General features: G+C 63.5%; 18 protein-coding genes. 6 read left to right on the top strand and 12 right to left on the bottom strand.

Annotated features, from left to right (window positions below; translation table 11 throughout):
* Positions 1-619: 619 nt before the first annotated feature.
* Positions 620-1,891 carry a cytochrome P450 gene (locus tag ACZYOF_RS23870; protein ID WP_463717315.1) on the top strand — a complete coding sequence of 424 codons (1,272 nt, stop codon included), beginning with the start codon at positions 620-622 and terminating at the stop codon, positions 1,889-1,891.
* An 18-nt stretch (positions 1,892-1,909) separates the two neighbouring features.
* Here the strand turns inward: ACZYOF_RS23870 and ACZYOF_RS23865 are convergent, their stop codons facing one another.
* Entirely contained in the window at positions 1,910-3,508 is a 1,599-nt protein-coding gene (locus tag ACZYOF_RS23865) for a GMC family oxidoreductase (protein ID WP_463717314.1), read from the bottom strand.
* 413 nt (positions 3,509-3,921) lie between these two features.
* Between ACZYOF_RS23865 and ACZYOF_RS23860 the strand changes: the two genes are divergently transcribed.
* Entirely contained in the window at positions 3,922-4,074 is a 153-nt protein-coding gene (locus ACZYOF_RS23860) for a hypothetical protein (protein WP_165421303.1), read from the top strand.
* 68 nt (positions 4,075-4,142) lie between these two features.
* On the opposite strand, the gene ACZYOF_RS23855 is transcribed toward ACZYOF_RS23860, so the two are convergent.
* The 7 genes from ACZYOF_RS23855 to ACZYOF_RS23825 all read right to left on the bottom strand — a co-directional run bounded on the left by ACZYOF_RS23855 (position 4,143) and on the right by ACZYOF_RS23825 (position 10,528).
* Positions 4,143-4,865: a hypothetical protein gene (locus ACZYOF_RS23855; RefSeq protein WP_463717313.1), complete on the bottom strand. Its 723-nt coding sequence runs from the start codon at positions 4,863-4,865 to the stop codon at positions 4,143-4,145.
* Positions 4,862-6,235 carry an ABC transporter permease subunit gene (locus ACZYOF_RS23850; RefSeq protein ID WP_463717312.1) on the bottom strand — a complete coding sequence of 458 codons (1,374 nt, stop codon included), beginning with the start codon at positions 6,233-6,235 and terminating at the stop codon, positions 4,862-4,864. The genes ACZYOF_RS23855 and ACZYOF_RS23850 overlap by 4 nt, the downstream gene beginning before the upstream one ends.
* Positions 6,222-6,962, bottom strand: coding sequence for an ABC transporter ATP-binding protein (locus tag ACZYOF_RS23845; RefSeq protein ID WP_463717311.1), 741 nt, complete (start codon positions 6,960-6,962; stop codon positions 6,222-6,224). Before ACZYOF_RS23845 ends, ACZYOF_RS23850 begins: the two co-directional genes overlap by 14 nt.
* A 43-nt stretch (positions 6,963-7,005) precedes the next feature.
* The gene (locus ACZYOF_RS23840; protein WP_463717310.1) at positions 7,006-7,950 is read right to left on the bottom strand and encodes a DUF1259 domain-containing protein; all 945 of its coding nucleotides are present in this window, start codon (positions 7,948-7,950) and stop codon (positions 7,006-7,008) included.
* 69 nt (positions 7,951-8,019) lie between these two features.
* Entirely contained in the window at positions 8,020-8,250 is a 231-nt protein-coding gene (locus ACZYOF_RS23835; protein WP_130581167.1) for a PepSY domain-containing protein, read from the bottom strand.
* 71 nt (positions 8,251-8,321) lie between these two features.
* Positions 8,322-9,713: a chromate efflux transporter gene (chrA, locus tag ACZYOF_RS23830; RefSeq protein ID WP_463717309.1), complete on the bottom strand. Its 1,392-nt coding sequence runs from the start codon at positions 9,711-9,713 to the stop codon at positions 8,322-8,324.
* Entirely contained in the window at positions 9,710-10,528 is an 819-nt protein-coding gene (locus ACZYOF_RS23825; RefSeq protein WP_130581169.1) for a chromate resistance protein ChrB domain-containing protein, read from the bottom strand. Before ACZYOF_RS23825 ends, chrA begins: the two co-directional genes overlap by 4 nt.
* Positions 10,529-10,832: 304 nt before the next feature.
* Here ACZYOF_RS23825 and ACZYOF_RS23820 point away from each other — a divergent pair, with 304 nt between their 5' ends.
* From ACZYOF_RS23820 to ACZYOF_RS23805, 4 genes are all read left to right on the top strand, one after another.
* Complete coding sequence (locus ACZYOF_RS23820; RefSeq protein ID WP_130581170.1) at positions 10,833-11,210, top strand: DUF2946 family protein; 378 nt, start codon at positions 10,833-10,835, stop codon at positions 11,208-11,210.
* A 194-nt stretch (positions 11,211-11,404) separates the two neighbouring features.
* Entirely contained in the window at positions 11,405-13,705 is a 2,301-nt protein-coding gene (locus ACZYOF_RS23815; protein ID WP_463717308.1) for a TonB-dependent receptor, read from the top strand.
* 166 nt (positions 13,706-13,871) lie between these two features.
* Positions 13,872-14,462 (top strand): GNAT family N-acetyltransferase, encoded by a 591-nt coding sequence (locus ACZYOF_RS23810; RefSeq protein WP_463717307.1) that lies wholly within the window; start codon positions 13,872-13,874, stop codon positions 14,460-14,462.
* 225 nt (positions 14,463-14,687) lie between these two features.
* Positions 14,688-17,336, top strand: a complete 2,649-nt coding sequence (locus ACZYOF_RS23805) for a flavin-containing monooxygenase (RefSeq protein ID WP_463717306.1) — start codon at positions 14,688-14,690, stop codon at positions 17,334-17,336.
* A gap of 197 nt (positions 17,337-17,533) precedes the next feature.
* On the opposite strand, the gene ACZYOF_RS23800 is transcribed toward ACZYOF_RS23805, so the two are convergent.
* The 4 genes from ACZYOF_RS23800 to ACZYOF_RS23785 form a co-directional block, all read right to left on the bottom strand.
* Positions 17,534-18,592: an AI-2E family transporter gene (locus ACZYOF_RS23800; RefSeq protein WP_463717305.1), complete on the bottom strand. Its 1,059-nt coding sequence runs from the start codon at positions 18,590-18,592 to the stop codon at positions 17,534-17,536.
* Between the two features lie 291 nt (positions 18,593-18,883).
* Positions 18,884-22,075 carry an efflux RND transporter permease subunit gene (locus ACZYOF_RS23795; protein WP_463717304.1) on the bottom strand — a complete coding sequence of 1,064 codons (3,192 nt, stop codon included), beginning with the start codon at positions 22,073-22,075 and terminating at the stop codon, positions 18,884-18,886.
* Positions 22,072-23,364 carry an efflux RND transporter periplasmic adaptor subunit gene (locus tag ACZYOF_RS23790; protein WP_463717303.1) on the bottom strand — a complete coding sequence of 431 codons (1,293 nt, stop codon included), beginning with the start codon at positions 23,362-23,364 and terminating at the stop codon, positions 22,072-22,074. Before ACZYOF_RS23790 ends, ACZYOF_RS23795 begins: the two co-directional genes overlap by 4 nt.
* Complete coding sequence (locus ACZYOF_RS23785; protein ID WP_130578493.1) at positions 23,361-23,768, bottom strand: FixH family protein; 408 nt, start codon at positions 23,766-23,768, stop codon at positions 23,361-23,363. Before ACZYOF_RS23785 ends, ACZYOF_RS23790 begins: the two co-directional genes overlap by 4 nt.
* Positions 23,769-23,827 lie beyond the last annotated feature (59 nt).

Genomic DNA, 23,827 nt, shown 5'->3' with positions numbered 1-23,827 from the left:
TCCCGTGCAACAAAAAGCACGGGGGTAGGACCACAGGTTCAACCGAAGCATTCCGGCTTTCCCTGCGCGATGGTTTACGGCTTACTTCGTGCTCTCCCCGGTGACCGGGCTTTCTTGCCACCGTCGCTTCGTAAGAAGTTTAGCGCCAGCGTCGGGGCGCCAGGACCACACGACTTCGCCGTCCGCTGATGTTGCGTTCGTCTGTCGCAACACCAACGTCCACCGCATCTCACCGCAACGTTCGTGACGATCGCGAGCCGCCCCTCATTCGGGTGAGACCCGCGGAGTTAAATCACTGATTTGCCCGACGGCGAAAGCGGAATGTTTTTTGCGCGAGGGATGGACAGACTTTTGGCTGATTTGCCCGTCGGGTTGATTTGTCGCACCCAAAGCATCCACATCGTCATTGCGAGCCACCGGGTCGGCGCGGTAGCGCCGCCCCGGTGGCTCGCAATGAAGGGGGCTGTCACGTGCAATTGCGCATCAGCGAATTGCATCACGAAAACCGGCGCACATGCCGAGATGCGGACAAATGGATTTGATTCGTGCCCACTAAACACTCCGCAGAAGATCAAACGCTCCGCAGAAGAAAAAGGAAACGATCGACAAGGAGCCGGCCATGCGCAGGACGCCCGATCCTATTCGAGACAGCCGGTACGACAGCGCCCGAGAGCGGGCTCTCTCCCTGCCGCTGGAAGAGTTCGATCCCGGAGATCCCGAGCTGTTCCGCTCCGATACCCATTGGCCCTACTTCGACCGGCTGCGCAAGGAAGATCCTGTCCACTACACCAGCGACAGCATGTTCGGCCCGTATTGGTCCATCACCAAATACGACGACATCATCGATGTCGAAACCAATCATGCGGTGTTCTCCTCGGCCTCGGCGCTTGGCGGCATCACCTTGGTCGACGTGACACCCGACCTGCGCCGCGAGAGCTTCATCAGCATGGATCCTCCGCGCCATACCGCTCAGCGCAAGACGATAGCTCCAGTATTCACGTCAACACATCTCGAACGGTTCGCAATCGGCATCCGCGAGCGCTCAGTCGAATGCTTCGACAATCTGCCGACCAATGAGGCGTTCGACTGGGTCGACCGGGTCTCGATCGAATTGACGACGCAGATGCTGGCCGTGCTGTTTGATTTCCCCTGGGAGGATCGTCGCAAGCTGACGCGCTGGTCCGACGTCGCGACGACCATTCCGGGCCCTGGAGGCGTCGTCGCGACCGAGGACGAGCGGCAGGCTGAACTCGGAGAATGCGTGCGATATTTCAGCCGACTCTGGGAAGCGCGCGTCAATCAGCCGCCGAAGAGCGATCTGCTGTCGCTACTGGCGCACAGCCAGGGCACGCGCGACGTGAATCCGGGCAACTTCCTCGGCAATCTGCTGCTTCTGATCGTCGGCGGCAACGAGACCACCCGCAACACCTTGTCGGGCAGCATCTATGCGCTCCACCAGCATCCGGCTGAGTATGAGAAGCTCAGGAAGAATCCTGCTTTGATCGATGGTCTCGTGCAGGAGGTGATCCGCTGGCAGACGCCGGTTGCACATATGCGGCGGACGGCATTTGCCGACATTGGGTTCCGCGGCAAGCAAATCAGGAAGGGTGACAAAGTCGCTATGTGGTACGTCTCGGGCAACCGCGACGAAGAGGTGATCGAGAAGCCTTACGACTTCATCATCGATCGCGAGCGGCCGCGCCGACACCTGTCGTTCGGCTTTGGCATTCACCGATGCGTCGGGCTCAGACTCGCCGAGCTGCAGCTCAAGATCATCTGGGAAGAAATCCTGAAGCGCTTCGAGCGCATAGAGATGATCGGCGAACCCAAGCGCGTGTATTCGAATTTCATCAAGGGCTACGAGACCCTGCCGGTTCGGATTGCCAGATAGCGCACGCCTGGAACGCGTCTATGGCCCGAGGCGGTGAGTGGCTTTCAGGAATTCGCCAGCGCGCTCGCCAATGACGACGCAAGGGGCCATCGTGTTGCCGGTCGTCACGCGCGGCAGGACCGATCCGTCGGCGATCCGCAAATTATCGAGACCGTAAACGCGCAAGTCGTGGTCGACCACCGACATCGCGTCGCGGCCCATCTTGGCAGTGCAGGTTTGGTGCGAGTGGCTGACCGTCGCGTTACGGATGAACGTTTCCAGTCCGGAATCGTCGACTGGACCCGGCAAGAGTTCTCTTTTCGTGAAAGGTCGCAAGGCCGGTGAATTGCCGATAGCCCTGCAGAACTCGACGCAGGTCTTCAGCGCCTTTAGATCGGCGGGATCATCGAGGCAGTTCGCATGGATCTCGACCGGGTCGTGTGGATTGGGTCCGGTGAGGCGGATGCGGCCCCGGCTGGCGGTGCGCAGCACCGCGTTTGTCAGCGACCAGCTATCGGGCGGCAGCGGATCCTTGGCGACCTGCGGACTGGCATAGGGTGCCTCGACCATAAGCGTCTGCAGGTCCGGCACGTCGAGCGCGGCGTCACTGCGCCAAAGTGCGGTTGCTTCCGTCAAATTGTTGCGGCGTTCAATAGGCCCCGACGCTTCCCAGACGCATGGCGCCATGAAGTGATCCTGGAAGTTCCTGCCGACGCCCGGCAGATGCTGGACAAGAGGAATGCCGAGGCGTTTCACTTCGGCCTCGTCGCCGATACCGGACTGCATGAGCAGCTTGGGCGTATGAATGGCGCCCAGCGACAGCACGACTTCATTGGCACCGATGCGACGCACCTTACCCGCATACGCGAGCTCCACGCCGGTCACTCGCTTGCCGGCCAGGGTCAGACGAGTGACGAGCGAGCCGGTCAGGACCGTGAGGTTTGGGCGGTCCATGACAGGATAGACATAGGAGCGGAAGATGGATTGCCGTCGGCCATCGCGGAGGCACAGGTTGGTGATGGCGGCACCACCATGCCCCTCCATCATCACGCCATTCTGGTCATCAAACGTCGGAACGCCGACGGCCGCAAAGGCCTCGAGCATGGCGGCGGCGAGAGGATGCGGATCAGGCGCCGGCTGCACGAAGACCATCCCGCCCGTCCCGCGGCGGGCCGTATCCGGTGCGCCGTCCCAGTCCTCGATGCGCCGATAGATCTGCAGCACGGATTGATAGTTCCAGCCGTCATCACCGGCTTCCGCCGCGAAGTCATCCCAATCCGCCTTGTGGCCGCGCGACCAGACCATCACATTGATGCTGGATCCGCCACCGAGCACCTTGCCCATGGACATCGGAATGGCGCGATCGTTCAACCGAGGATTTGCCGTCGCATTGAAAGACCAGTCATGTTCGCCGCGGCGAAGGGCAGGCCAGCGCGACGGGTCCATGATTTCAGGCACGTCATCGCTGCCGCCGGCTTCAAGCAGGAGGACGCTGACGTCGGCATTCTCCGCCAAACGCCGTGCGACGACCGAACCTGACGACCCCGCCCCGCAAATGATGAAGTCATAGTGCGACTTCAACTCGGCTCTCAGCTTCTGCTGATTGGTCTGAACACGAGCGGTGAGATCGTCGGCCATCATCTTCCCTCTTGCACGATCGTCATCGTGGGACGGCGCTTAGCTGACGCTCCCTGATGAATTCTATCAGGAGTCCGAAGCGCCGCCGTTATCGATGAGCGGCATCACCGAAGTTTGTCTCGCCCAAGCAACGGTTACAGCCGCAACACTTGGCGTCCGGGGAGGCGAGAATCGTGGGTGAGAGTGAATGGAGTAACCCGCGGTCAAAGACGCAACGGATGGCGGATTACGTTTCTGGCTTTTCGTTGAAGCAACGGAGAACGGGCGCTGGATCATCATCTCATCTTTGTTCAAGCATGAGTTCCGCACAAACCGTTCCCGTTTGTCGGACGCGGAGCGTTCGCTGCTTTAACAAGTTGTAAACTTCTATTGATCAATTTGACGAACTTCGCCCACATAGCAAGGAGCTCCAAATGTTGCGCCGCGAGCGTAAAGAGTTGGAACAAAAGCTTGCGCAAACCCGAAGGCTGGCACAGGAACCGACCGATCTGTTTACGCGCGAACGGTTGGCGCAGCTTATCGAGGACTTGGAGTTTCAGTTGGAGGCCGGTCGCGTCGCCGCCTAGGTTCCCTGATGGGAACGCGCTCCTCCGTCCGCCGATGATGCGTTCGTCTGTCGCGTTCACCGCATTTCTCAGTCGGCTGCCGTGACGGTGTAGTCGGAGAATTGTACGTGGCTATCGGCCTTCGACCACAGGCCAACGCGGCCCGAGACGGGCTGCGCCAATGTGTGCTCGAGATAGAGCTTGCCATCGAGATAGCCCTCGACCTTTGTGCCGATGATGCGGACCTTGAGGTCGTGCCATTGGCGCGTGGCGGTCGGCGTGTTGCGCACCCATTTGACCGACGAGCGCTTGCCGTTCTCGAACTTCCAGAGCACGAGGTTGTTTTCCAGACAATTGGCGCGGACGGTCAGGTAGTTGCCGTTCGGCTTCAGGTTGAACAGGATTCCGGCACCCTGATCGATGCGGCCGGACAATCCTTGGAAGCGCACTGTGATCTCGCCATTGGTGAAGTCTTGGATGTCGGGCGCGATCACATAGGGGAAATACGCATAGGCCTGGACCCGGTCGAGGAATTCCGCGTAGCGCTCGCCATAAAGCGCGCGCGCCTTGTCGGCGATTCCGGCAGACGATTCTCCCTCCTTCCACTGCCGGCCGTCCACCGCGAGCACCTTCTTGCCGCTGTCGTTCTCGATCCGCCAGATGCCGACGACCGGTACGAGCGATTTCGGCTCAGCGCCAATGGTTTCGTCGACAAAGTCGATTTTCGTCGGCTGCCCAGCGAGTGCCGGCAGCGCAAGCGCTGCGAGAACCATCGCCGCAGCGACGGGCTTGAAGCTTCCTCCCGCGGTCATGATTGAGCTCCTTCGAACAGTGATATGGCGGGCGGGCGTCGGCTCCACCACCACGCGCCTGCGATCAACAGCGGTAGTCCGCCGACGAACCAGAACAGTGCCGTATCCGCCGTGGCGACCAGCGGATAGCCCGGATATTCTTCACCGCGAGCGGGCGCGGGCGGTTGCACGCCAGCGAGGGTATACAGCAGCGGCAGGACTTCGCGTGGACTGGTCGAGCGGCTGATATCCGATCGGGCGCCGTAGGAATATTCGATTTCGCCATAAGCATCGTTGGCCGATTGGCGGGCGGCATCGCGATGGCTGCCGGCGAGGATGATCGAGACGTTCGGCATCGCGCGATCGAGCTTTGCCAGCACGTTGCGCTGCAGATCGGCGTAGCGTGGATCCTCGGGTGCGAGATTGACCTTGATGATCAGAGGCAATCGGAGCATGGCGAGCAGGCGTTCATCGGCAGCCGGGAAGGAGTTTCGCCGGTCCTCGGTGACATCGACCGATTGCCTGATCTGCGTCGCCAGACCGAGCACCAGCAAGGTGGCGAGCACGCATGGGACGGAACGCATGCACTTGGTTTGTGTTGGCACGCCGGGCGGCAGCCAGACGGAGGCGAGGGCGGACAGGCCGGCGATTGCGCCGGTCACGCCGAGCACCAGCCCGGCGGAGAGCAAGCCTTGTTCGAACGGGCGCAGCGCTTGCGTCAGCGATAGTTGTGCGACAAAGGCCGCGAGGCCGGAATGGCCGGCGAGGGTGAAGTCGAGCACCCATGATCCGATCGTCACCGCCAGCGCGATGATGGCTGAAGTGGCTGAGCTGTCGGCAATGGTCGCGGCGAACAGTGCAATCGCGCCCACGAGCAGGCCATAGAGCAGATGGCCGAACAGGAGATTGACGGTCTCGGACGCCGCAAGATGCCCGCCCATCATCGCCCAGATCGCGAGTGCTGAAACGGCGGGGATGCCGACCAGGGCCCAGGCCGCGAGCACGGCGGCCAGCTTGGCAAGGATGAGTGTCGAGGATCGGTAGGGTAACTGGACCAACAGGCGCAGCGCGCCCGACTCCTTTTCCTGGCCCAGCACGCGGATCGCCACGAATGGGAACAGCAGCGTGACCGCGACGTAGAAGGAGCCGAAGGTCGGCACCAGGACGCCGTCGAGCGGCGACAGGCTTGCTGCCAGTACCGGAGATTGCCGCGCCGATGCGCTCGCTTCGCCATAGAGCGAGACGGCTTGAGCGAAGCTATAGCCGATCAATGGACAGACCAAGAGCAGCATCGTCCATAGCGCCCGGCCGCAGACAATTTCGGCCAGTTCCTTTGCGAGCAACGGAGCGAGCGGCGCCTCGCGAGCGCGATATGGTTCAGGTAAGCGCAAGAAAAATCTCCTCCAGCGAACCGCTCGCCAGCGCGGTTTTCGCGCGCAATTCGTCGAGAGTGCCGATACCGCGCGTCTTTCCTCCGGCGAGCAGAAGAAAGCGGTCGCAGACACGCTCGGCATCCGCGAGCTGGTGGATGGCAAGGATGAAGGTGCGTCCCCGCGTCGCTTCCTGGCGGATCACATCGATGATGGTTCGCGTCTGCCTGATGTCGAAGCCGTCGAACGGCTCGTCCATGACCAGCACGTCGTGCGGTGTCAGCAGGCCGATCCCCAACAGCAGCCGGCGATTGTAGCCCTTGGACAGCGCATGTACGCGCTTGCCAAGGACCGGCGTCAATCCGACGGCAGTAATGGTTGCGGCCGTCTGTGCATCCGTTCGTCGGTAGACCCGCGCGAAGAAGGTCATGACGTCGATCGCGAACCGGTCCTGATAGGGGCGCATGCCGTCGGGCAGATAGAACAGCGCTTCCTTTCTCCGCGGCGGCGGCAATTCCTCTCCGCACCAGAACACGGCACCTTGCTCCGCCGCGAGCAGGCCCACAAGCGCTTCCAGCAAGGTCGTCTTCCCGGCCCCGTTCGGACCGACAATGCCAAGGATTTCCCCGGTCGCGACGGAAAACGAGACATGCGCGACCGCCGCCTCCCGGCCATACCGCTTAACGAGGTCTTCCACGCGCAGGAGCTCGCGGGACGTATCGTGAGCGGTAGCGGCCGCGGAGATCATGGACCCGCTCCAATCGCGGCGGGCGCACCCATGGGCCCCGTTCTCACTTCTGCGCCACGGCTGTCTTGTCGAGCGCGGCGCGGATGCCTCGGGCGAGCTTCAGCGCGTCGTCATTGGCCCAGAAATGGATGAAGAACATCCGCGGCTGCTCGTCGAGCATGTGGCTGTGGATCGCAGTCACTTCGATGTCGCCGGCGCGCAACGCTCGGATCAGCGGATTGACTTCATCGCCGGTGACGAGGAAGTCGCCGGTGATGGCGGCCTTGCCGCCGCCGGTCGGCTGGAAGTTGATCCCGTTGGCGCCGCCCATCGCGGGGCTGACCTCCATGCCTGCTTCGGTCGCCGGCTCGCGGCGCGGGATCGTGAACTGATCGACGCCGCCGGTGACATTCCCCTTGGCGTGCATGATCTCGTCGAGCTTCGCAGTGTCGAGGTCGACGGTGGGGGCCGGACCGGCTGATGTCGCCAGCGGCGCGAACGGCGTCTTGCTGCCGGTCGACAGCGCCTCGTGGATCGCGCTAGCCAGCTTCGCCGGATCGCCGTGCCCGGCGACATGCATGTAGAACGTCGCCGGCGAGGCGCGCAGGATGTGGTTGTGGACCGCCGTGATGTCCAGCCCGCTGTTCAAGAGCTTCGTCATGACAGGCGTGATCTCGGATTCGAGCAGGACGAGATCGCCCATCACCATCGCCTGGCCGTCCATTGGGGCGAAGGCCACCCAGCCGCCGAGCGCGAGCGCGGGCTTGATCGCTACGCCGTCGAGGGTGACGTGCAGATCGGACCGCGGCAGGCCATAGCGATGGACTTCGCCGCTGACGGTCGCGGTCTTGCCGAGCGCTGCGTCCACCTTTTTCCAGTCGATCGCCTCTGCGTGAGCTTCCGAGATGAACGGCTCCGCAAAGATGTTCCAATCGGCGGGCTGAGCCGCAGCAAAGCTCGGCAACAGCAAGGCCGCGGCGATGGCGGCAAAGCGAGTTTTCATGGTCATGGGGATTGGCTCCTCTTGTTGCAGTTTGTGTAGTCGGGATACTTGGGCTTGCGGCCGCGGTGCGCGGCTCTACCGCCGCTCCTTGATTTGACCGCTGCTGTCGACGACGATCTGGACTTCCTTGCCATCCTTGACGGCCTTCACGACGATGCCTTCGGCGGTCGATTTCATTTCACCGACCTGCGAATAGCCGGCGGACTCGAGCTTCGCGACGAGTTCCTGTTGCGTCAGGGCATAGGCAGGCGACAGCGCGCCCGTCATCATCAGGCAAAGGGCGGCGCCGGAGATCAGTCGTCTCATGGTCCTTGCTCCAAGGTTGTGCCTCCAGCCTGTTGTTCGCTGTTATCGTCATCCTGTTGGCCTACTCGTGGTCAGATGATGCCGGTCAGGCGCAACAGGACGCCGGCGATGCAGGACGCCGCGAGGACGACGAGCATCCCTATGTTGAAACGAAAGATCGCGGTGGCGGCCGCGATCGACAGCGCCAGCGCCGGCCAATCCACGCTGCGCAGTACCGGCGCATCGAAGGAGAGGCCGAAGCCTTGCACCGGGACGGTCTGCCGGAAGATCGTGTGCAGCGCGAACCAGATCGAGAGATTGAGGATGACGCCGACGACCGCGGCGGTGATCGCCGAGAGCGCGCCGGCGAGCGCCTTGTTGCCGCGCATGGTCTCGATGTAGGGAGCGCCGAGGAAGATCCAGAGGAAGCAGGGCGTGAACGTGACCCAGGTCGCGAGCAATCCTCCGAGCGTGCCCGCCAGCATCGGGGACAGCCCGCCTGCCTCACGGAATGCCGCCATGAAGCCGACGAACTGGACGACCATGATCAGCGGTCCCGGCGTCGTCTCGGCCATGCCGAGGCCGTCGAGCATCTCGCGAGGCTCGACCCAATGATAGTAGTTGGCGGCCTGCTGCGCGACATAGGCCAGCACGGCATAGGCGCCGCCGAACGTCACCATCGCCATCTTGCTGAAGAAGATCGCGATCTGGCTGAAGACGTTCGACGGACCGAGGCCAATGAGCAGCGCGGCGACCGGAACGAGCCAGAGCGCGAGCCAGATGGCGCCGACGCGCAGCGCCCGGGACGCGCTGGGCCGAACGTGCTCCGGGACCATCTCGTCGAGCAGGCTGTCGATCACGGCGGCATCCTTTCCGCCGTGCTCGATTGCGGCGAATTCGGGCCTGCCGAGCCGGGCGCCGATGTAGCCGATGACGCCGGCAGCCACGACGATCAAGGGAAACGGCGCGGCGAAGAAGAAGATCGCGACGAAGGCGATCGCCGCGATTGCGATCATGACCGGGTTGCGAAGGGCGCGCTTGCCGATCCGGACCACCGCCTGGATCACGATCGCGAGGACGGCCGCCTTGAGGCCGAAGAACAGCGCCTCGACGAAGCCGACATTGCCGTAGGCGGCGTAGATGTAGCTCAGCGCCATGATGGCGATGACGCCGGGCAGGATGAACAGGCCTCCCGCCACGATCCCGCCGACGGTCCGATGCAGGAGCCAGCCGATATAGGTTGCAAGCTGCTGCGCCTCGGGTCCGGGCAGCAGCATGCAATAGTTGAGCGCATGCAGGAAGCGCGCTTCCGAAATCCAGTTCTTCTCCTCGACGAGGATGCGATGCATCACCGCGATCTGCCCGGCCGGGCCGCCGAAGCTCAAGATCGCGACGCGCAGCCAGACCGCGAGCGCGTCAGAAAAGGCGATGCCGTGCGCCTCCTCGCGCGAAGCGGCTTTCTGGCCTGCGGTGAGCGCGGTCATGGCTTCACCTTGCTGGTCGGCCAGTTATGGGTCTCCTTGGTCGCGTCGCGGCACCAGCGATAGAAGGCATCGTAGAGAAGAAGACCGGCGTTGAGCTGCTCGAGGTCGTCGTCGTACATGCGCGACAGGCCGAGCGAGACTGCGAGCAGGCCCGGCGCCTCCGGAGAAAGATCAAGGCGCGCGGTATCGGCCCCGCGCACCATGACGGCCAGCCGCTCCAGTGCGGGCGTTGACAGGCCGAACTCCTCCACCATCACGTCGAACGTGCAGAGTTCGCCGCGGTGGCTCCAGAACACGTTCTCGATGTCGAACGGCGTGGCGGCGAAGCGCTCGGCCACCGCGACGACTTCCGCAGGCGCGACGAACAGGAAGACCGCGGCGGGATCGACGAAACGACGGATCAGCCAGGGGCAGGCGATGCGATCGATCTTCGGCCGCGATCGCGTCACCCAGACGGTGCGCCCGCGCCCGTCACGCTGCGGAATCCTGTCGGCGGGCACGGTCGGCAGCTCCGCCTGTTTCCAGGCGAGATGGCCGCCTTCCAGGATCTCCGCCGCGATGCCGTTGTGGCGGAGCCAGGCGGCGGCGCCTTCACTGAGCTTCTCGCCCTTGTTGCAGATGACGATGGCCGACCGTCCGGCCAGCTCTCGTGCCCAGTCGTTGGTATCGAGATGCGAGCGGCGGGTCGCGCCCGGGATCAGGCGCGGGTCCGCCGCGAAGTCGTCATCGAGGCGGACGTCGATCAGAACAGGCGCACCGGCGGTGCCGATCAGTCGTGAAAGCTTATCAGGGGAAATGGATGTGTATGAAGACATGCTGCGTCCCTCATCATTAAGGACGCGATACTTGGGCATGTCGCCTCGCGGGGAGATCGCCTAATCCCCGTAAAGCGAAATAAACTCCTTGCTGCCGGCCATGTCAATCGACGCCGCGATGCGTCGGCAATCCTGACGGATCGTTGATCGAATGGTTCCGATCGGTTCCGCGCTTCTCCCGTCAAAGCTATCTCTTGGCCGGAGTTTGCGACAGGACAAGTTCGCGATGAAGAAACGGCCTGGTTGAACCGCCTTATCTCGACACTCAAACCCTCGGGTGCTAGGAATTTGGTCGGGTGGGCTGATGCGGCAGCGGTTGCAAAGATTTCTTCCGATCGTTCTGATCGCGCTGGCGGTGCAGATTCTGGCGCCGATCGCGACCTGCTGGGCCGCGGCCATCGCCATTTCCGATCCGGTCGGCTTTGCTGAAATCTGTCACAGCGATTCAACCGCGTCGGCAGCGAGCGCCGATCGGGATACCAGCCAACGCGCGCATGGCATCGCTTGTCTAATTTGCTGCGCGGCTCAGGCAAATGCGTCATTTGATGCGCCGCAGGCCATCGCGTTCGCGACGCCATATCGGCAGTCGGTCCGGATGGTCTGGCACGCGCGCCGACAGACCCATGTAGCCTCCCGCGCAGGCTCCAATACGCAGGCGCGAGCACCGCCTTCCATTTCGTAAGGCGAGCCGCGGCACCGCTTCGACAATCCATCGAAGCCCGACGCCTTTTCCTTCAACCAGCATGACCGTTCGATCGCTGTCCTCGACGGCGCGCGAAGGCATGTCCCGATTTCGTTTGCCTGTCCGGCCTGATCGCCGGGCAGGGGCGTCACCCTTATGCGCGACGATGCTGCGCCACATCGAGTCCTATCATCATGAGCAAGCCTTCGTCCGGCCTCGGCCGATCCACTCTCTACCTGTCCAGTGCCCTCATTTCATCGGCGCTGACCGCCACCATCACACTGGCGCCGCCAGCCGTAACGAGCGTCGCTGCGCAGACGGCCCATAGGCTTCCCCCGGTCGACGTTGCCGCACCGCATCGACGACATTCCGTGCATCAACGATCGAACGCGCGTCGTCCGACGAGTCCCGCGGCGGCCCATCACCCCGAGGTAGCCCAGCGCCCGGCTGAGCATCCGCCGCAGCCTGCGGGCAACGCGACCGTGACTGCGCGGACCGCCTTCGATCGCGGCCTGTCGACCAGCGATTCAGCTTCGCTCGTCACTGAATTGCCGGGAGGTGCGGTATGGGGCGCCGGCGGCGTATCGAGCCTGCCCGCGATCAACGGGTTCGGCGCCGACCGGGTGCAGGTCGCGATCAACAGCATGTTGATCAGCCCCGCCTGTCCGAACGAAATGAATCCGCCGCTGTCTTTCGTCAATCCGACCATGATCGCCAAGATGCGGGCCTATCTCGGCATCGCGCCGGTCAGCACGGGCGGCGACTACATCGGGGCGCGCATCGATGTCACCACCGCGCCTCCTGTGTTCGCGAATGACCCGTCCGGGTGGTTATCGACCGCAACCGTCTCAGGCTTCTTCCGCAGCAACGGCAACGCCTACGGCATCGACGCCACCGCGACGCTCGCCAACCGCGACACCAGCGTCACCTACACCGGCGGCTGGGTGCGCGCCGGCGACTACAAGGCGGGCGACGGCACCACGATCAAATCGACACTCTATGAGACCCAGAACCACGCGCTCAGCATTTCCAAGCGCACCTTTGGCAACCTGTTCACGTTCCAGGTCGGCGGCCAGTTCATCCCCTATCAGGGCTACGTCAACCAGTACATGGACATGGTCTACAACCGTGGCCTGTACGCCAACGGCCGTTACGAAGGAGACTTCGACTGGGGCAAGCTCGAGGCCAGCGCCTTCGTCCATCAGATCCGGCACACGATGGGATTCATTGCCCCGGACAAAACCGGCAACATGCCGATGGACACCGATGGTATCGATGGTGGATACGCCGTGAAGGCCACGTTTGCGGCATCCAACATCGACCTGCTGCGGGTCGGCAACGAGCTGACGCTCAACCGGATTGACGACTGGTGGGATCCCGTTGCGGGCTCGATGATGATGGGGCCGAACACCTTCATCAACGTCAATGGCGGCCAGCGGGACCGCGTCGGCACCTTTGCCGAATGGGAGCGGCACTGGGATCACAACTGGACCACGATCGTCGGCTTGCGCAACGACGTCGTGTGGATGAACGCCGGCGACGTCCATGGCTACAATGCGATGATGTATGGCGCGGATGCCGCCGCCTTCAACGCCCAGGACCGGGCTCGGACCGACGTTCATGTCGACGGCTCCGCCCTGGTGCGCTATGAACCCGATCAGTCCAGCCATTACGAACTCGGCTTTGCGCGCAAGACGCGCTCGCCGAACCTCTACGAACGCTATGCCTGGTCGACCAACGCCATGGCCATGCAGATGATCGGGTGGTTCGGCGACGGCAATGGCTATGTTGGCAATCTGGACCTGAAGCCGGAAAAGGCGCACACGGTCAGCTTCACCGCCGGTTGGCACGATCCGGCGCACAAGATCTGGAGCTTCAGCGTCACCCCCTATGCGAGCTACGTCCAGGACTATATCGACGTCGATCGCTGCGTGACCGGCAGTTGCCTTGCAAACAATCCGGATAACCTCACGGCCAGCAGTGGCTTCGTCTATCTGCGTTTCGCCAACCACGACGCCACATTGTATGGCGTGAACCTCGAAGGCCGTCTCGCTTTGTGGGACAATGCGAGCTACGGCCGGGGCGAGCTGCGCGGAACGGTCGGCTATGTGCGTGGCCAGCGGCAGGACGGCATCGACCTCTACCACGTGATGCCGATCAACGCGAAGCTTGCGCTCGATCACGTCATTGGTGGCTGGACCAACGGCATCGAACTGCAGCTCGTTGGCTCCAAGGATCAGGTCAGCCAGGTTCACAACGAACTGACGACGCCTTCCTATGCGCTGGTCAATCTCCGCACCGGCTACCAATGGCAGCACGTCCGGATCGATCTCGGCGTCGACAATTTGTTCGATCAGACCTACTACCTGCCGCTCGGCGGCGCAGATCTGGTCGACTACAAGGTGGTCTCGATGATGGGGTCGTCAGCAGCCTACGGCTACAACGTCAAAGGGCCGGGGCGCTCGATCAACGGCCGGATGACGGTTAGTTTCTGAATCCTTGGCGAGGCCATCGGCGATGCGGCTTTCCGCGTCGCCGATGCGTTTCAAGGACGAACCGCCAGCGCACGTCTTGTTGACCGCCTCTCCCGATTGACGCCCCAGATTTGTGGTTCGATCCTGGTCTTGAACCCGGCAATGGGGCCGGGATGGAGGTCATGTGATGAGTCCGGCGAACGCAGTTTCTGGTCCCGTCGTAACTGCTGTTGCGCCCGCCGATATCGAGCGGGCCATTTCCGTTCTGGTGCTTGCCTTCAGCGCCGATCCGGTGACGCGTTGGGCCTATCCGGATCCGGATCAGTACCTCGCATCTTTCCCGGCGCTGGTGCGCGCATTCGGCGGCCGCGCCTTTGAGCAGGATACGGCGCGCGGTGTCGACGACTACGCAGGTGCGGCATTATGGCTGCCGCCGGGCATCGAACCCGACGAGGCGGCGCTTGCAGCGACCATGCCGGCCGGGCGAGAGTCCGAGATGGCCGCGGTTTTCGAAGGGATGGCGGCCTACCATCCCAAGGAAGCTCATTGGTATCTGCCGCTGATCGGTGTCGATCCGGCGCATCGACGCAAGGGCCGTGGTGGGGCGTTGCTGGGGGACGCCGTTCGGCTGTTCGATCGGGATCATGTTGCGGCCTATCTCGAATCTACCAACCCGGCCAACATCCCGCTGTATCAGCGACATGGCTTCGAGGTCCTCGGCACGGTCCAGGTCGGGGCATCGCCACCGCTGTTTCCAATGCTGCGCCGGGCTCGCTGAGGGCGTCGGCTTCGGCTGAAGAATTCCGCGCAGGTTCGCCAAAGCGATCGCATGTTCCAGAGGGCGACGGCTATTTGCCGAGCGTCAGCGCTATATCGTGCTCGGCCGTTTCCCAACAAGAACAAAGAGTAGCTGCAGCGCACCAACCAAAGATTGAATTGTCCGATGACAGACCGGGGGAAGCAGATGTAGCCTCACGAAAAATCAAATGCACGGGAGGATGGCATGCCAGACGCAATGGTTGCAGCACGTGCTTCGGAGGCGACAAACGGCACGGCGCAACAGGTCGACGTCGCAGTGGTAGGGGCCGGGTTTGCGGGCCTCTATCTCCTACATCGGTTGTCCAAGGCCGGCTTCACCACGGTGGCGTTGGAGGAGGCCGGCGACGTCGGCGGCACCTGGTACTGGAACCGCTATCCCGGCGCCCGCTGCGACATTCAGACCATCGACTACAGCTACACATTCGATCCGGAACTGGAGCGCGCGTGGCAATGGTCGGAGAAATATGCGACCCAGCCTGAAATCCTGCGCTATCTCGGCTTCGTCGCCGATCGTTACGATCTCAGGCGCCATATCCGCTTTGGCACCAAGGTCACGGCGGCGACGTGGGATGAGGCTGCGGAGCGCTGGCTGCTCACGACGGACAATGGCGCGGCCGTCTCCTGCCGCTATTACATCATGGCCACGGGCTGTCTCTCCGCGCCCAAACCGCCGGAGATCGATGGGGTCAAGGAGTTCAAGGGCGACGTCTATTTCACCAGCCGCTGGCCGCATGAGGGCGTCAATCTCGCCGGCAAGCGCGTTGCCGTCATCGGCACGGGATCATCGGGAATCCAGTCGATCCCGTTGATCGCGGAGCAGGCCGCACACCTCACGGTTTTCCAGCGCACGCCGAACTTCGCATTGCCCGCGCACAACGGCCCTCGGCCGGCGGATCGGCTTGCGATGCTCGAGGGCGACTGTGCCGGCTACCGCGAGCAGGCGCGCTGGTCGCTCACCGGCGTGCCCTATCCGCAGCAGACCGTCGTGAGCTGGCAATTGAGCGATGCCGAGCGGCGCGAGCGCTTCGAGCAGGCGTGGGCCGCCGGCGATCTCGTCCACATCCTCACCCAGCTCTGGGCCGACCAGGGCGTGGACGTCGATGGCAACGCGCTGGTCAGCGACCTGATCCGCGAGAAGATCCGCGCAGTCGTGAAGGATTCCGATACGGCCGAGGCGCTTACCCCGCACGATCATCCGTTCGGCGCCAAGCGTCCCTGTCTCGATACCAACTATTACGCCACCTACAACCGTCCCAACGTCACGCTGGTCAACCTGAGGCAGGAGCCGATCAAGGAGATCACGGCTTCCGGCATCACGACCCACACGCGCAGCTTCGATCTCGATGTGATCGTGTTCGCCACCGGCTTCGACGCCATGACCGGCGCCATCAAGGCCGTGCATCCGATCACGGGACGTCATGGAAAATCGCTGTCCGACGTCTGGGCTCAGGGACCGCAGACCTATCTCGGGTTGACCGTCGCAGAGTTTCCCAATCTGTTCATGATCACGGGTCCGGGCAGCCCGTCGGTGCTGTCGAACATGGCGGTGTCGATCGAGCAGCACATCGACTGGGTGGTCGACCGGCTGATCGCGCTGCGGGAGGCGGGCTTCACCACCATCGAGGCCACCGAGACGGCGCAGGCCGGCTGGACGCGGCACATGGCCGACTGCTCGATGGTCACGCTGCATCGGCTCGCCAATACCTGGTACACGGGCGCAAACGTTCCGGGCAAGGCGCGCGGCGTGATGCCCTATACCGGCGGCGTCGGCCCGTATCGCAGCATCTGCAACGAGATCGTCAGCCGCGGCATGCTCGGCTTCAGGCTCACCGGCCCCAAGGTTGCAGAGCAATGCAATGACGGCGAGGTCGTACGCCTGCAACCGGATGTGCGGCTCGTGCTCGGCATGCTCGCGGATATGAACTTGCCGCCGATCGAACAGCTCGGTGCCCAGGGCGCGCGCGACTTCCTCGACGAGTTCAACAAGGGCCGTCCCGCGGGCCGGCCGATCGGCGAGATCGTCGACGGCACACTTCCCGGCAATGACGGTCCGCTGCCCTATCGTCTCTATCGGCCGGCGACGCCGGGACCGCATCCGATCGTGGTCTATTTCCATGGCGGCGGCTGGGTGCTGGGCGACGAGCAATCGGACGATCCGTTCTGCCGCGACATGTGCCGGCGAAGCGGAATGATCTTCGTCAGCGTCGGCTATCGGCATGCGCCATGGCACCGCTTCCCGACGGCGGCGGAGGACGGCTTTGCCGCGACACGCTGGATTGCCGAGCATGCGGCCGAGCTGGGCGGGACGGGACCCGTGCTGGTCGCCGGCTGGAGCGCCGGCGGCAACATCGCGGCCGTCACCTGCCAGCTCGCGCGCGATCGCGGCGGCCCTGAGATCGCGGGACAGCTCCTGCTGACCCCGGTTACCGACTGCACGTTCGATCGGCCGTCCTACGTCGACAATGCGACGGGCTACTTCGTGACGCGTTCGCTGATGTATTGGTTCTGGGACCTCTACTGCTCGCCCGGCGATCGGACCGATCCACGCGTCTCGCCGCTACGCGGCAAGCTCGAGGGTTTGCCACCAGCCTTCGTGGTGACCTGCGAGTTCGATCCGCTGCGTGACGAGGGCATGGCGTACGCCGAAGCGCTCGCTGCTGCCGGCGTACCGGTCGAGCAGCTCAACGCCCGCGGCCATTTCCATTGTTCCTTCACCATGGTCGACGTCATCATCACCGGCGTCAGCGGGCGTGTGCGGATGGCCGAAGCCTTGCGACGGTTTGCCGGACTGGGTGACGAGAGGGTGGTGCCTATCGCTGTGGCCGCGGAGTAGGAGAACGTACAGGCTGTGAGCGAATTGTCTGTCGTCTGGCGTCATTCCGGGATGCGTGCGGAGCACGCAGGCCCGGAATCCATCGGGCTGCAGACGCAGGCGGAGAAATGGATTCCGGGTTCGCGCTTCGCGCGCCCCGGAATGACAGCGGAAAATCGCGAAATCCGTAGGATGGTTTTCGCTGCGCTCTACCCGTTCTACGGGTCATTCCCTGACGTCCGCCTCGATGTGGCGAAGATGTCCCAACTCACCATGAAGATGGCGGCGATCAGCGGGCCGATGACGAAGCCGTTCAAACCGAAGACTTCGATGCCGCCCAGCGTGGAAATCAGCACGACGTAGTCGGGGAGCTTGGTGCCCTTGCCGACCAGGAATGGACGCAGGACATTGTCCACCAGGCCGATGACGAGCACGCCATAGGCAATCAGCCCGAGGCCCTGCCATATGGCGCCGGTTGCCAGGAAATAGATGGCAACGGGGATCCAGACCAGCCCGGCGCCGATCGCGGGCAGCAGCGACAGGAAGGCCATCAGCACGGCCCACAAGATCGGCGCGTGAACACCCAAGAACCAGAACGCCAGTCCGCCGAGCGCGCCCTGGGCCATCGCGACCAGCACGCCACCCTTGACGGTGGCGCGGACGACATCGGCGAAGCGCGTGAACAGCGCGGACTTCCGATCGGCCTCGAGAGGAACAGCCTCCCTGATCCGGTCCGCCACTGCCTTACCGTCGCGCAATAGGAAAAACAGAAGATACAGCATGATGCCCAGGCTGATCACGAAGTCGAATGTGTTCATCCCGATGCTGAGCGCCTGAGGCGCCAGAACCTGCCCGCCCTTCATGAGGCCGGACGTCAACGTTTCGCGCAGGGCCGAAAGATCGCCCAGGTTGAAGCGATCCAGCCAGCCGGTCGCCCACGCAGGCAGCGCATCGAAAACCCGCTGGACGTAGCCGGAGAAGTTGTACTCCCCGGACTGTATCTTTGCGTAGAGACCGGCAGCTTCCCGAGCCAGGGAGGTCGCGATGATCGCGAGCGGCAGCAGCACCATCGCGATGATAAGCAGGACCGTGATCGAGGCGGCGAGGGTCTCCCTTCCGCCCACCGATCTCAATATCCTCCGGTTGACCGGCGCAAAGATGACGGCCACGACGATGGCCCAGAGCACCGCGCCATAGAACGGCTGCAGGATCCAGGCGAACGCCAGGGTGACGACGAACAGCAGCAGCAGGAAACCTTGATCTTCAATCCGTCGCACAGTCCGTCCGCCTCTCTCGCTTGCAGCTTTGTATCTATCATACAACGAACGCGACGAGCGCGTAGCTGGTTGCAATCTCCTACCGTCATTCCGGGGCCCCGCGCTAGAGCATGATCCGGAAAAGTGGGCACCGGTTTTCCGAAAAAGATCATGCTCAAACAAAGAGCTAAAGCGGGATGACGATTCGAAGAAAAGTCATCCCGCTTTGAACCCGGAATCTCGAAATTGCGGCGCGAGATTCCGGGTTCGATGCTGCGGAATGACGATTGCTTGCTCACTGGCGAGGTGAGATCATTCGGCCGGTTCCGGAACGCGCGCCTTGCTCGCCGTCACCGGCGCTGCGGCGGGCGGTCGTGATTGGTCCCGATCCTCAGGAGGCAGGCCGAAGCCTTTGACGATGCCGAAGATCGCGGGGATCACGATCAGCGTCAGCAGGGTCGAGGAGACCATGCCGCCGATCATGGGCACTGCGATCCGCTGCATGATCTCGGAGCCGGTGCCGGTGCTCCACATGATCGGCAGCAGGCCGGCCATGATCGCAACGACGGTCATCATCTTCGGCCGCACGCGCTCGACCGCGCCTTCCATGATGGCGTCGCGCAGGTCGCTCCGGGTCAACGCGCGACCCTCGGCGGCGCGACGCTGCCTGATCTCGGCCAGCGCCTGGTTGAGATAGATCAGCATCACGACGCCGGTTTCGGCGGCGACGCCGGCGAGCGCGATGAAGCCGACCGCGACCGCGACCGAGAGGTTGAAGCCGAGCCACCACATCAGCCAGAGGCCGCCGACCAGCGCAAACGGCAACGACAGCATCACGATGACGGTCTCGGTGACCGAGCGGAAGTTGAGGTAGAGCAGGAGGAAGATGATCAGGAGGGTCGCCGGCACGACGATCTTCAGGCGCGCCATCGCGCGTTCGAGATATTCGTACTGGCCGCTCCAGATCACGTAATAGCCCGGCGGAAACTGGACGCTGGCCTGCACCGCGCGTTGCGCGTCGGCGACATAGCCGCCGAGGTCGCGGTCGCGGATGTCGACATAGATGTAGGTCGCAAGCTGTCCGTTTTCGGTCCGGATCGAGGTCGGGCCGCGCGCCGGCTGGATGGTGGCGACCTCGCCGAGCGGCACCGCGCCTCCGGCCGGCATCGGCACCAGGATGTCGCTTCCGATCGCTTTCGGGTTATCGCGGAGATCGCGGGGATAGCGCATGTTGACGGTGAAGCGCTGCCGGCCCTCGACTGTCGTCGTGACCGTCTGTCCGCCGAGCGCGGTTGCGATCGTGTCCTGCACGTCCTGGACCGACATGCCGTAGCGCGCCAGCGCCGTGCGGTCCGGGGTGATCTCGAGATAATAGCCGCCGATGCCGCGCTCGGCATAGGCTGACGATATCCCCGGCACGGCTTTGAGCACCTGCTCGATCTGCTTGGCAAGACGATCGATCTCGACCAGGTCGGTACCGATCACTTTCACGCCGATCGGCGTGCGGATGCCGGTCGAGAGCATGTCGATGCGCGCCTTGATCGGCATGGTCCACGCGTTGGAGACGCCGGGGAATTGCAGCGCCTTGTCCATCTCCGCGATCAGGCTGTCGACCGTGACACCGGGACGCCACTGCTCCTTGGGTTTCAGGTTGACGATGGTCTCGAACATCTCGGTCGGCGCCGGATCGGTCGCGGTCGCCGCGCGTCCGGCCTTGCCGTAGACCGACGAAACCTCGGGGAACGAGCGGATGATGCGATCCTGCATCTGCATCAGCTCGGCGGCTTTCGTTACGGCGATGCCCGGCAGCGTGGTCGGCATGTAGAGCAGCGTGCCTTCATTCAGGTTCGGCATGAATTCGGTGCCGAGCTGTCGCGCCGGCCAGACCGTCACAGCGAGGACGGCGAGCGCGAGCAGCACGACGAGCGTCTTGGCGCGCAGCACGCCCTTGATGACGGGGCGATAGATCCAGATCAGGAAGCGGTTGATCGGATTTTTGTGCTCCGGAACGATCCGGCCGCGGACGAAGATCACCATCAGCGCCGGCACCAGCGTAACCGACAGTAGGGCGGCGGCCGCCATCGCAAAGGTCTTGGTGAACGCGAGCGGGCTGAACAGCCGGCCCTCTTGCGATTCCAGTGTGAAGATCGGCATGAAGGAGACGGTGATGATCAGCAGGCTGAAGAACAGCGCCGGCCCGACTTCCGCCGCGGCGTCGATCAGGATCGAGAGGCGCGACTGTCCGGGCTTGGCACGCTCGAGATGCTTGTGCGCGTTCTCGATCATGACGATGGCGGCGTCGACCATGGCGCCGATCGCAATGGCGATGCCGCCGAGACTCATGATGTTGGAGCCGATGCCGAGCAGTTTCATCGCGCCGAACGCCATCAGCACGCCAACCGGCAGCATCAGGATCGCAACCATCGCGCTGCGGACATGCAGCAGGAACACGATGCAGACGAGAGCGACGACGAAGCTCTCCTCAAGCAGTGTGTGCTTCAGCGTATCGATGGCGGCGTTGATCAGGTTCGAGCGATCGTAGACCGGCACGATCTCGACCGATTTCGGCAGACTGGTCGCGATCTCCTTGAACCGTTTCTTGACGTTCTCGATGACGTCGAGCGCGTTGACGCCGAATCGCTGCAGCACGATGCCGCTGGCGACCTCGCCCTCGCCATTGAGCTCGGCGATGCCGCGCCGCTCGTCCGGGCCGAGCTCGACGCGGGCGACGTCGCGCAGCAGCACCGGCGTGCCGTTGGTGGTCTTGAGCACGATATTGCCGAGGTCGTTGACATCCTTGATGTAGCCCTTGCCGCGGATGACGTATTCGAATTCGGACAATTCGACGGTGCGGCCGCCGACGTCGGCGTTGCTGGCACGGATCGCCTCGCGCATCCTCTGCATGGTGATGCCGCGGTCGCGCATCCGCTGCGGATCGAGGATCACGTTGTACTGCTTGACGAAGCCGCCGATTCCAGCGACCTCCGCGACGCCTTCGGCCTTGGCGAGGGCGAATTTCAGATTCCAATCCTGAATCGTGCGGGTGTCGGCGAGGTTCAGCTCCTTCGACATCACCGCGTATTGGTAGACCCAGCCGACGCCCGTGGCGTCGGGTCCGATCGTCGGCGTCACGCCGGCCGGCAGGCGTGAGGCGGCGCCATTGAGGAATTCAAGCACGCGCGAGCGCGCCCAATAGATGTCGGTGCCGTCCTCGAAGATCACATAGACGAAGGAGACTCCGAAGAACGAGAAGCCGCGCACGACCTTCGACTTCGGCACCGTCAGCATCGCTGTCGTCAGCGGATAGGTGACCTGGTCCTCGATCACCTGCGGCGCCTGGCCCGGATATTCGGTGTAGACGATCACCTGCGTGTCGGAGAGATCGGGAATTGCATCGAGCGGCAAATGAAGGAGCGCATAGAGTCCGGCCGCCGCGGCGAAGCCGGTGCCGAACAGTACCAGCAACAGGTTGCGTGCCGACCAGGTGATGACGCGGGCGATCATGGCCGTCCTCCCATGCCGCTGGTTGACGATGTCTCCTGCGCGCTGCCGGCCTTGGAAAAGCCCTTCAGCGCCGCCTTGAGGTTGCTTTCGGCGTCGATCAGGAAATTGGCCGAGGTCACGACCATGTCGTCTTCGCTGATGCCTTGCGTGATCTCGACATAGCCGCCGCCGCGATGTCCGACCTTGACCTCGCGCGGCTCGAACCGGCCGCCGCCCTTGTCGATGATGACCGTCTGCCGGTTGCCGGTGTCGAGCACGGAGCTGTCGGGCACCGCGAGCACGGGATCCTGGCTGCCGACCTCGATCTCCGCATCGACATACATGTCCGGAAGCAGCGCGAGGTCGGCATTGTCAAGCTCGATCCGGAGGCGGACCGTGCGGGTCTCGCGGTTCACCTGCGGATAGATCACGCTGACCTTGCCGGCGAAGATGCGGCCCGGAAAGCTGCGGGCGCGCACGGTGACGGGCTGGCCAACCGCCACGCCGCCGACATCGCGTTCCGCCACGTCGACGACCGCCCAAACGAGCGAGGTGTCGGCGACGCGGAACAGCACGTCGCCGGGCTGTGCGCGCATGCCCTCGATCGCATTGCGCTCCAGCACGATGCCGTCGCGCGGCGCCGACCATTCGATCACGATTGGCACAGCCTTGGTCTTTTCCATCGTCGCGATGGCGGACTCCGGCACGTCGAGATTCATCAGCCGCTGCCGGGAGCCCCGGCCATAGCTTTCGATCGTCGCCGTGGTCTTCGAGGTGATGGTTGCCAGATATTCGGCGGCGGCCGAGGAGACCGCGGGGCTGTAGATCTCCATCAGCGGCTGGCCTTTTGTCACCCGGCTGCCGGTGGTCACATCGGCGACCTTCTGCACATAGCTTTCGGCGCGCATGGCGATGACCGAGACGCGGCGCTCGTCGAGCTGGATCGTGCCCGGCGCGCGCACCAATGTGCTGACGATATGCAGCATCACCGGCTCGGACTTGACGCCGGTGCGCTGGATCCGGCCCGGCGACAGCCTGATAGAGCCGTCGTCGGTCTCCTCACCCTCGTAGACGGGGATGTAGTCCATCCCCATCGAGTCCTTCTTCGGTGTCGGCGAGGTATCCGGCAGCCCCATCGGGTTGCGGTAGTATTTGATCTTGCGGGTGTTCGCAGGCGTGCCGCTTTCGGCGGCGGCCGCGTACGACACGGTGTAGCCCGCGAGCTTCGACGGAAGTCTGTCGGCGAAAATGGCGAGACCCGCCGCTGCGAAACTCGCAGCGGCGGCGCCGATCACAATGGCGCGGGTCATTTTTGGGCCGTGACGACGAGCTTGTTTTCGACCGCGCCGGTTTCGCCCTGCACCTTGGCACCGAGCGAAAGCTGCCAGCGGCCGGCCATGCCCAGAGTGGCCTTGAACTTGTACAATCCTGGCTCGCCGCCGGGCACGGCGGTGACCTTGGTCGCCATCTCCTGCATACCGTCGGGCGCCATATCCAGCCGCGTGGCGAAGATCACTGCGTCCGGCACCGGCTTGCCGGTCTTCTTGTTGACCAGCCGAACCGCGATGATCTTGTCCGCTCCCGCCTGGACGGTCTGATCGACCAGTTGGAATTCGTAGTCCTTGATCTCGGCCCGCGCGGTGCCGATCGTGCCCAGTATGGCCATGCCGATGAGCGCCGCCGATATGGCGCGCCTGTGGTTGAACGATTTCATTTTTCCATTCCTCGAATTGATTGGCCTGCTGCTCGCGCAGCACGTGTCATCCGCGCGGC

This window comes from Bradyrhizobium sp. LeoA1Lang (assembly GCF_055413685.1).
Note: the sequence above shows the minus strand (reverse complement) of the source record. Positions and strands in the feature narration are given on the sequence as shown.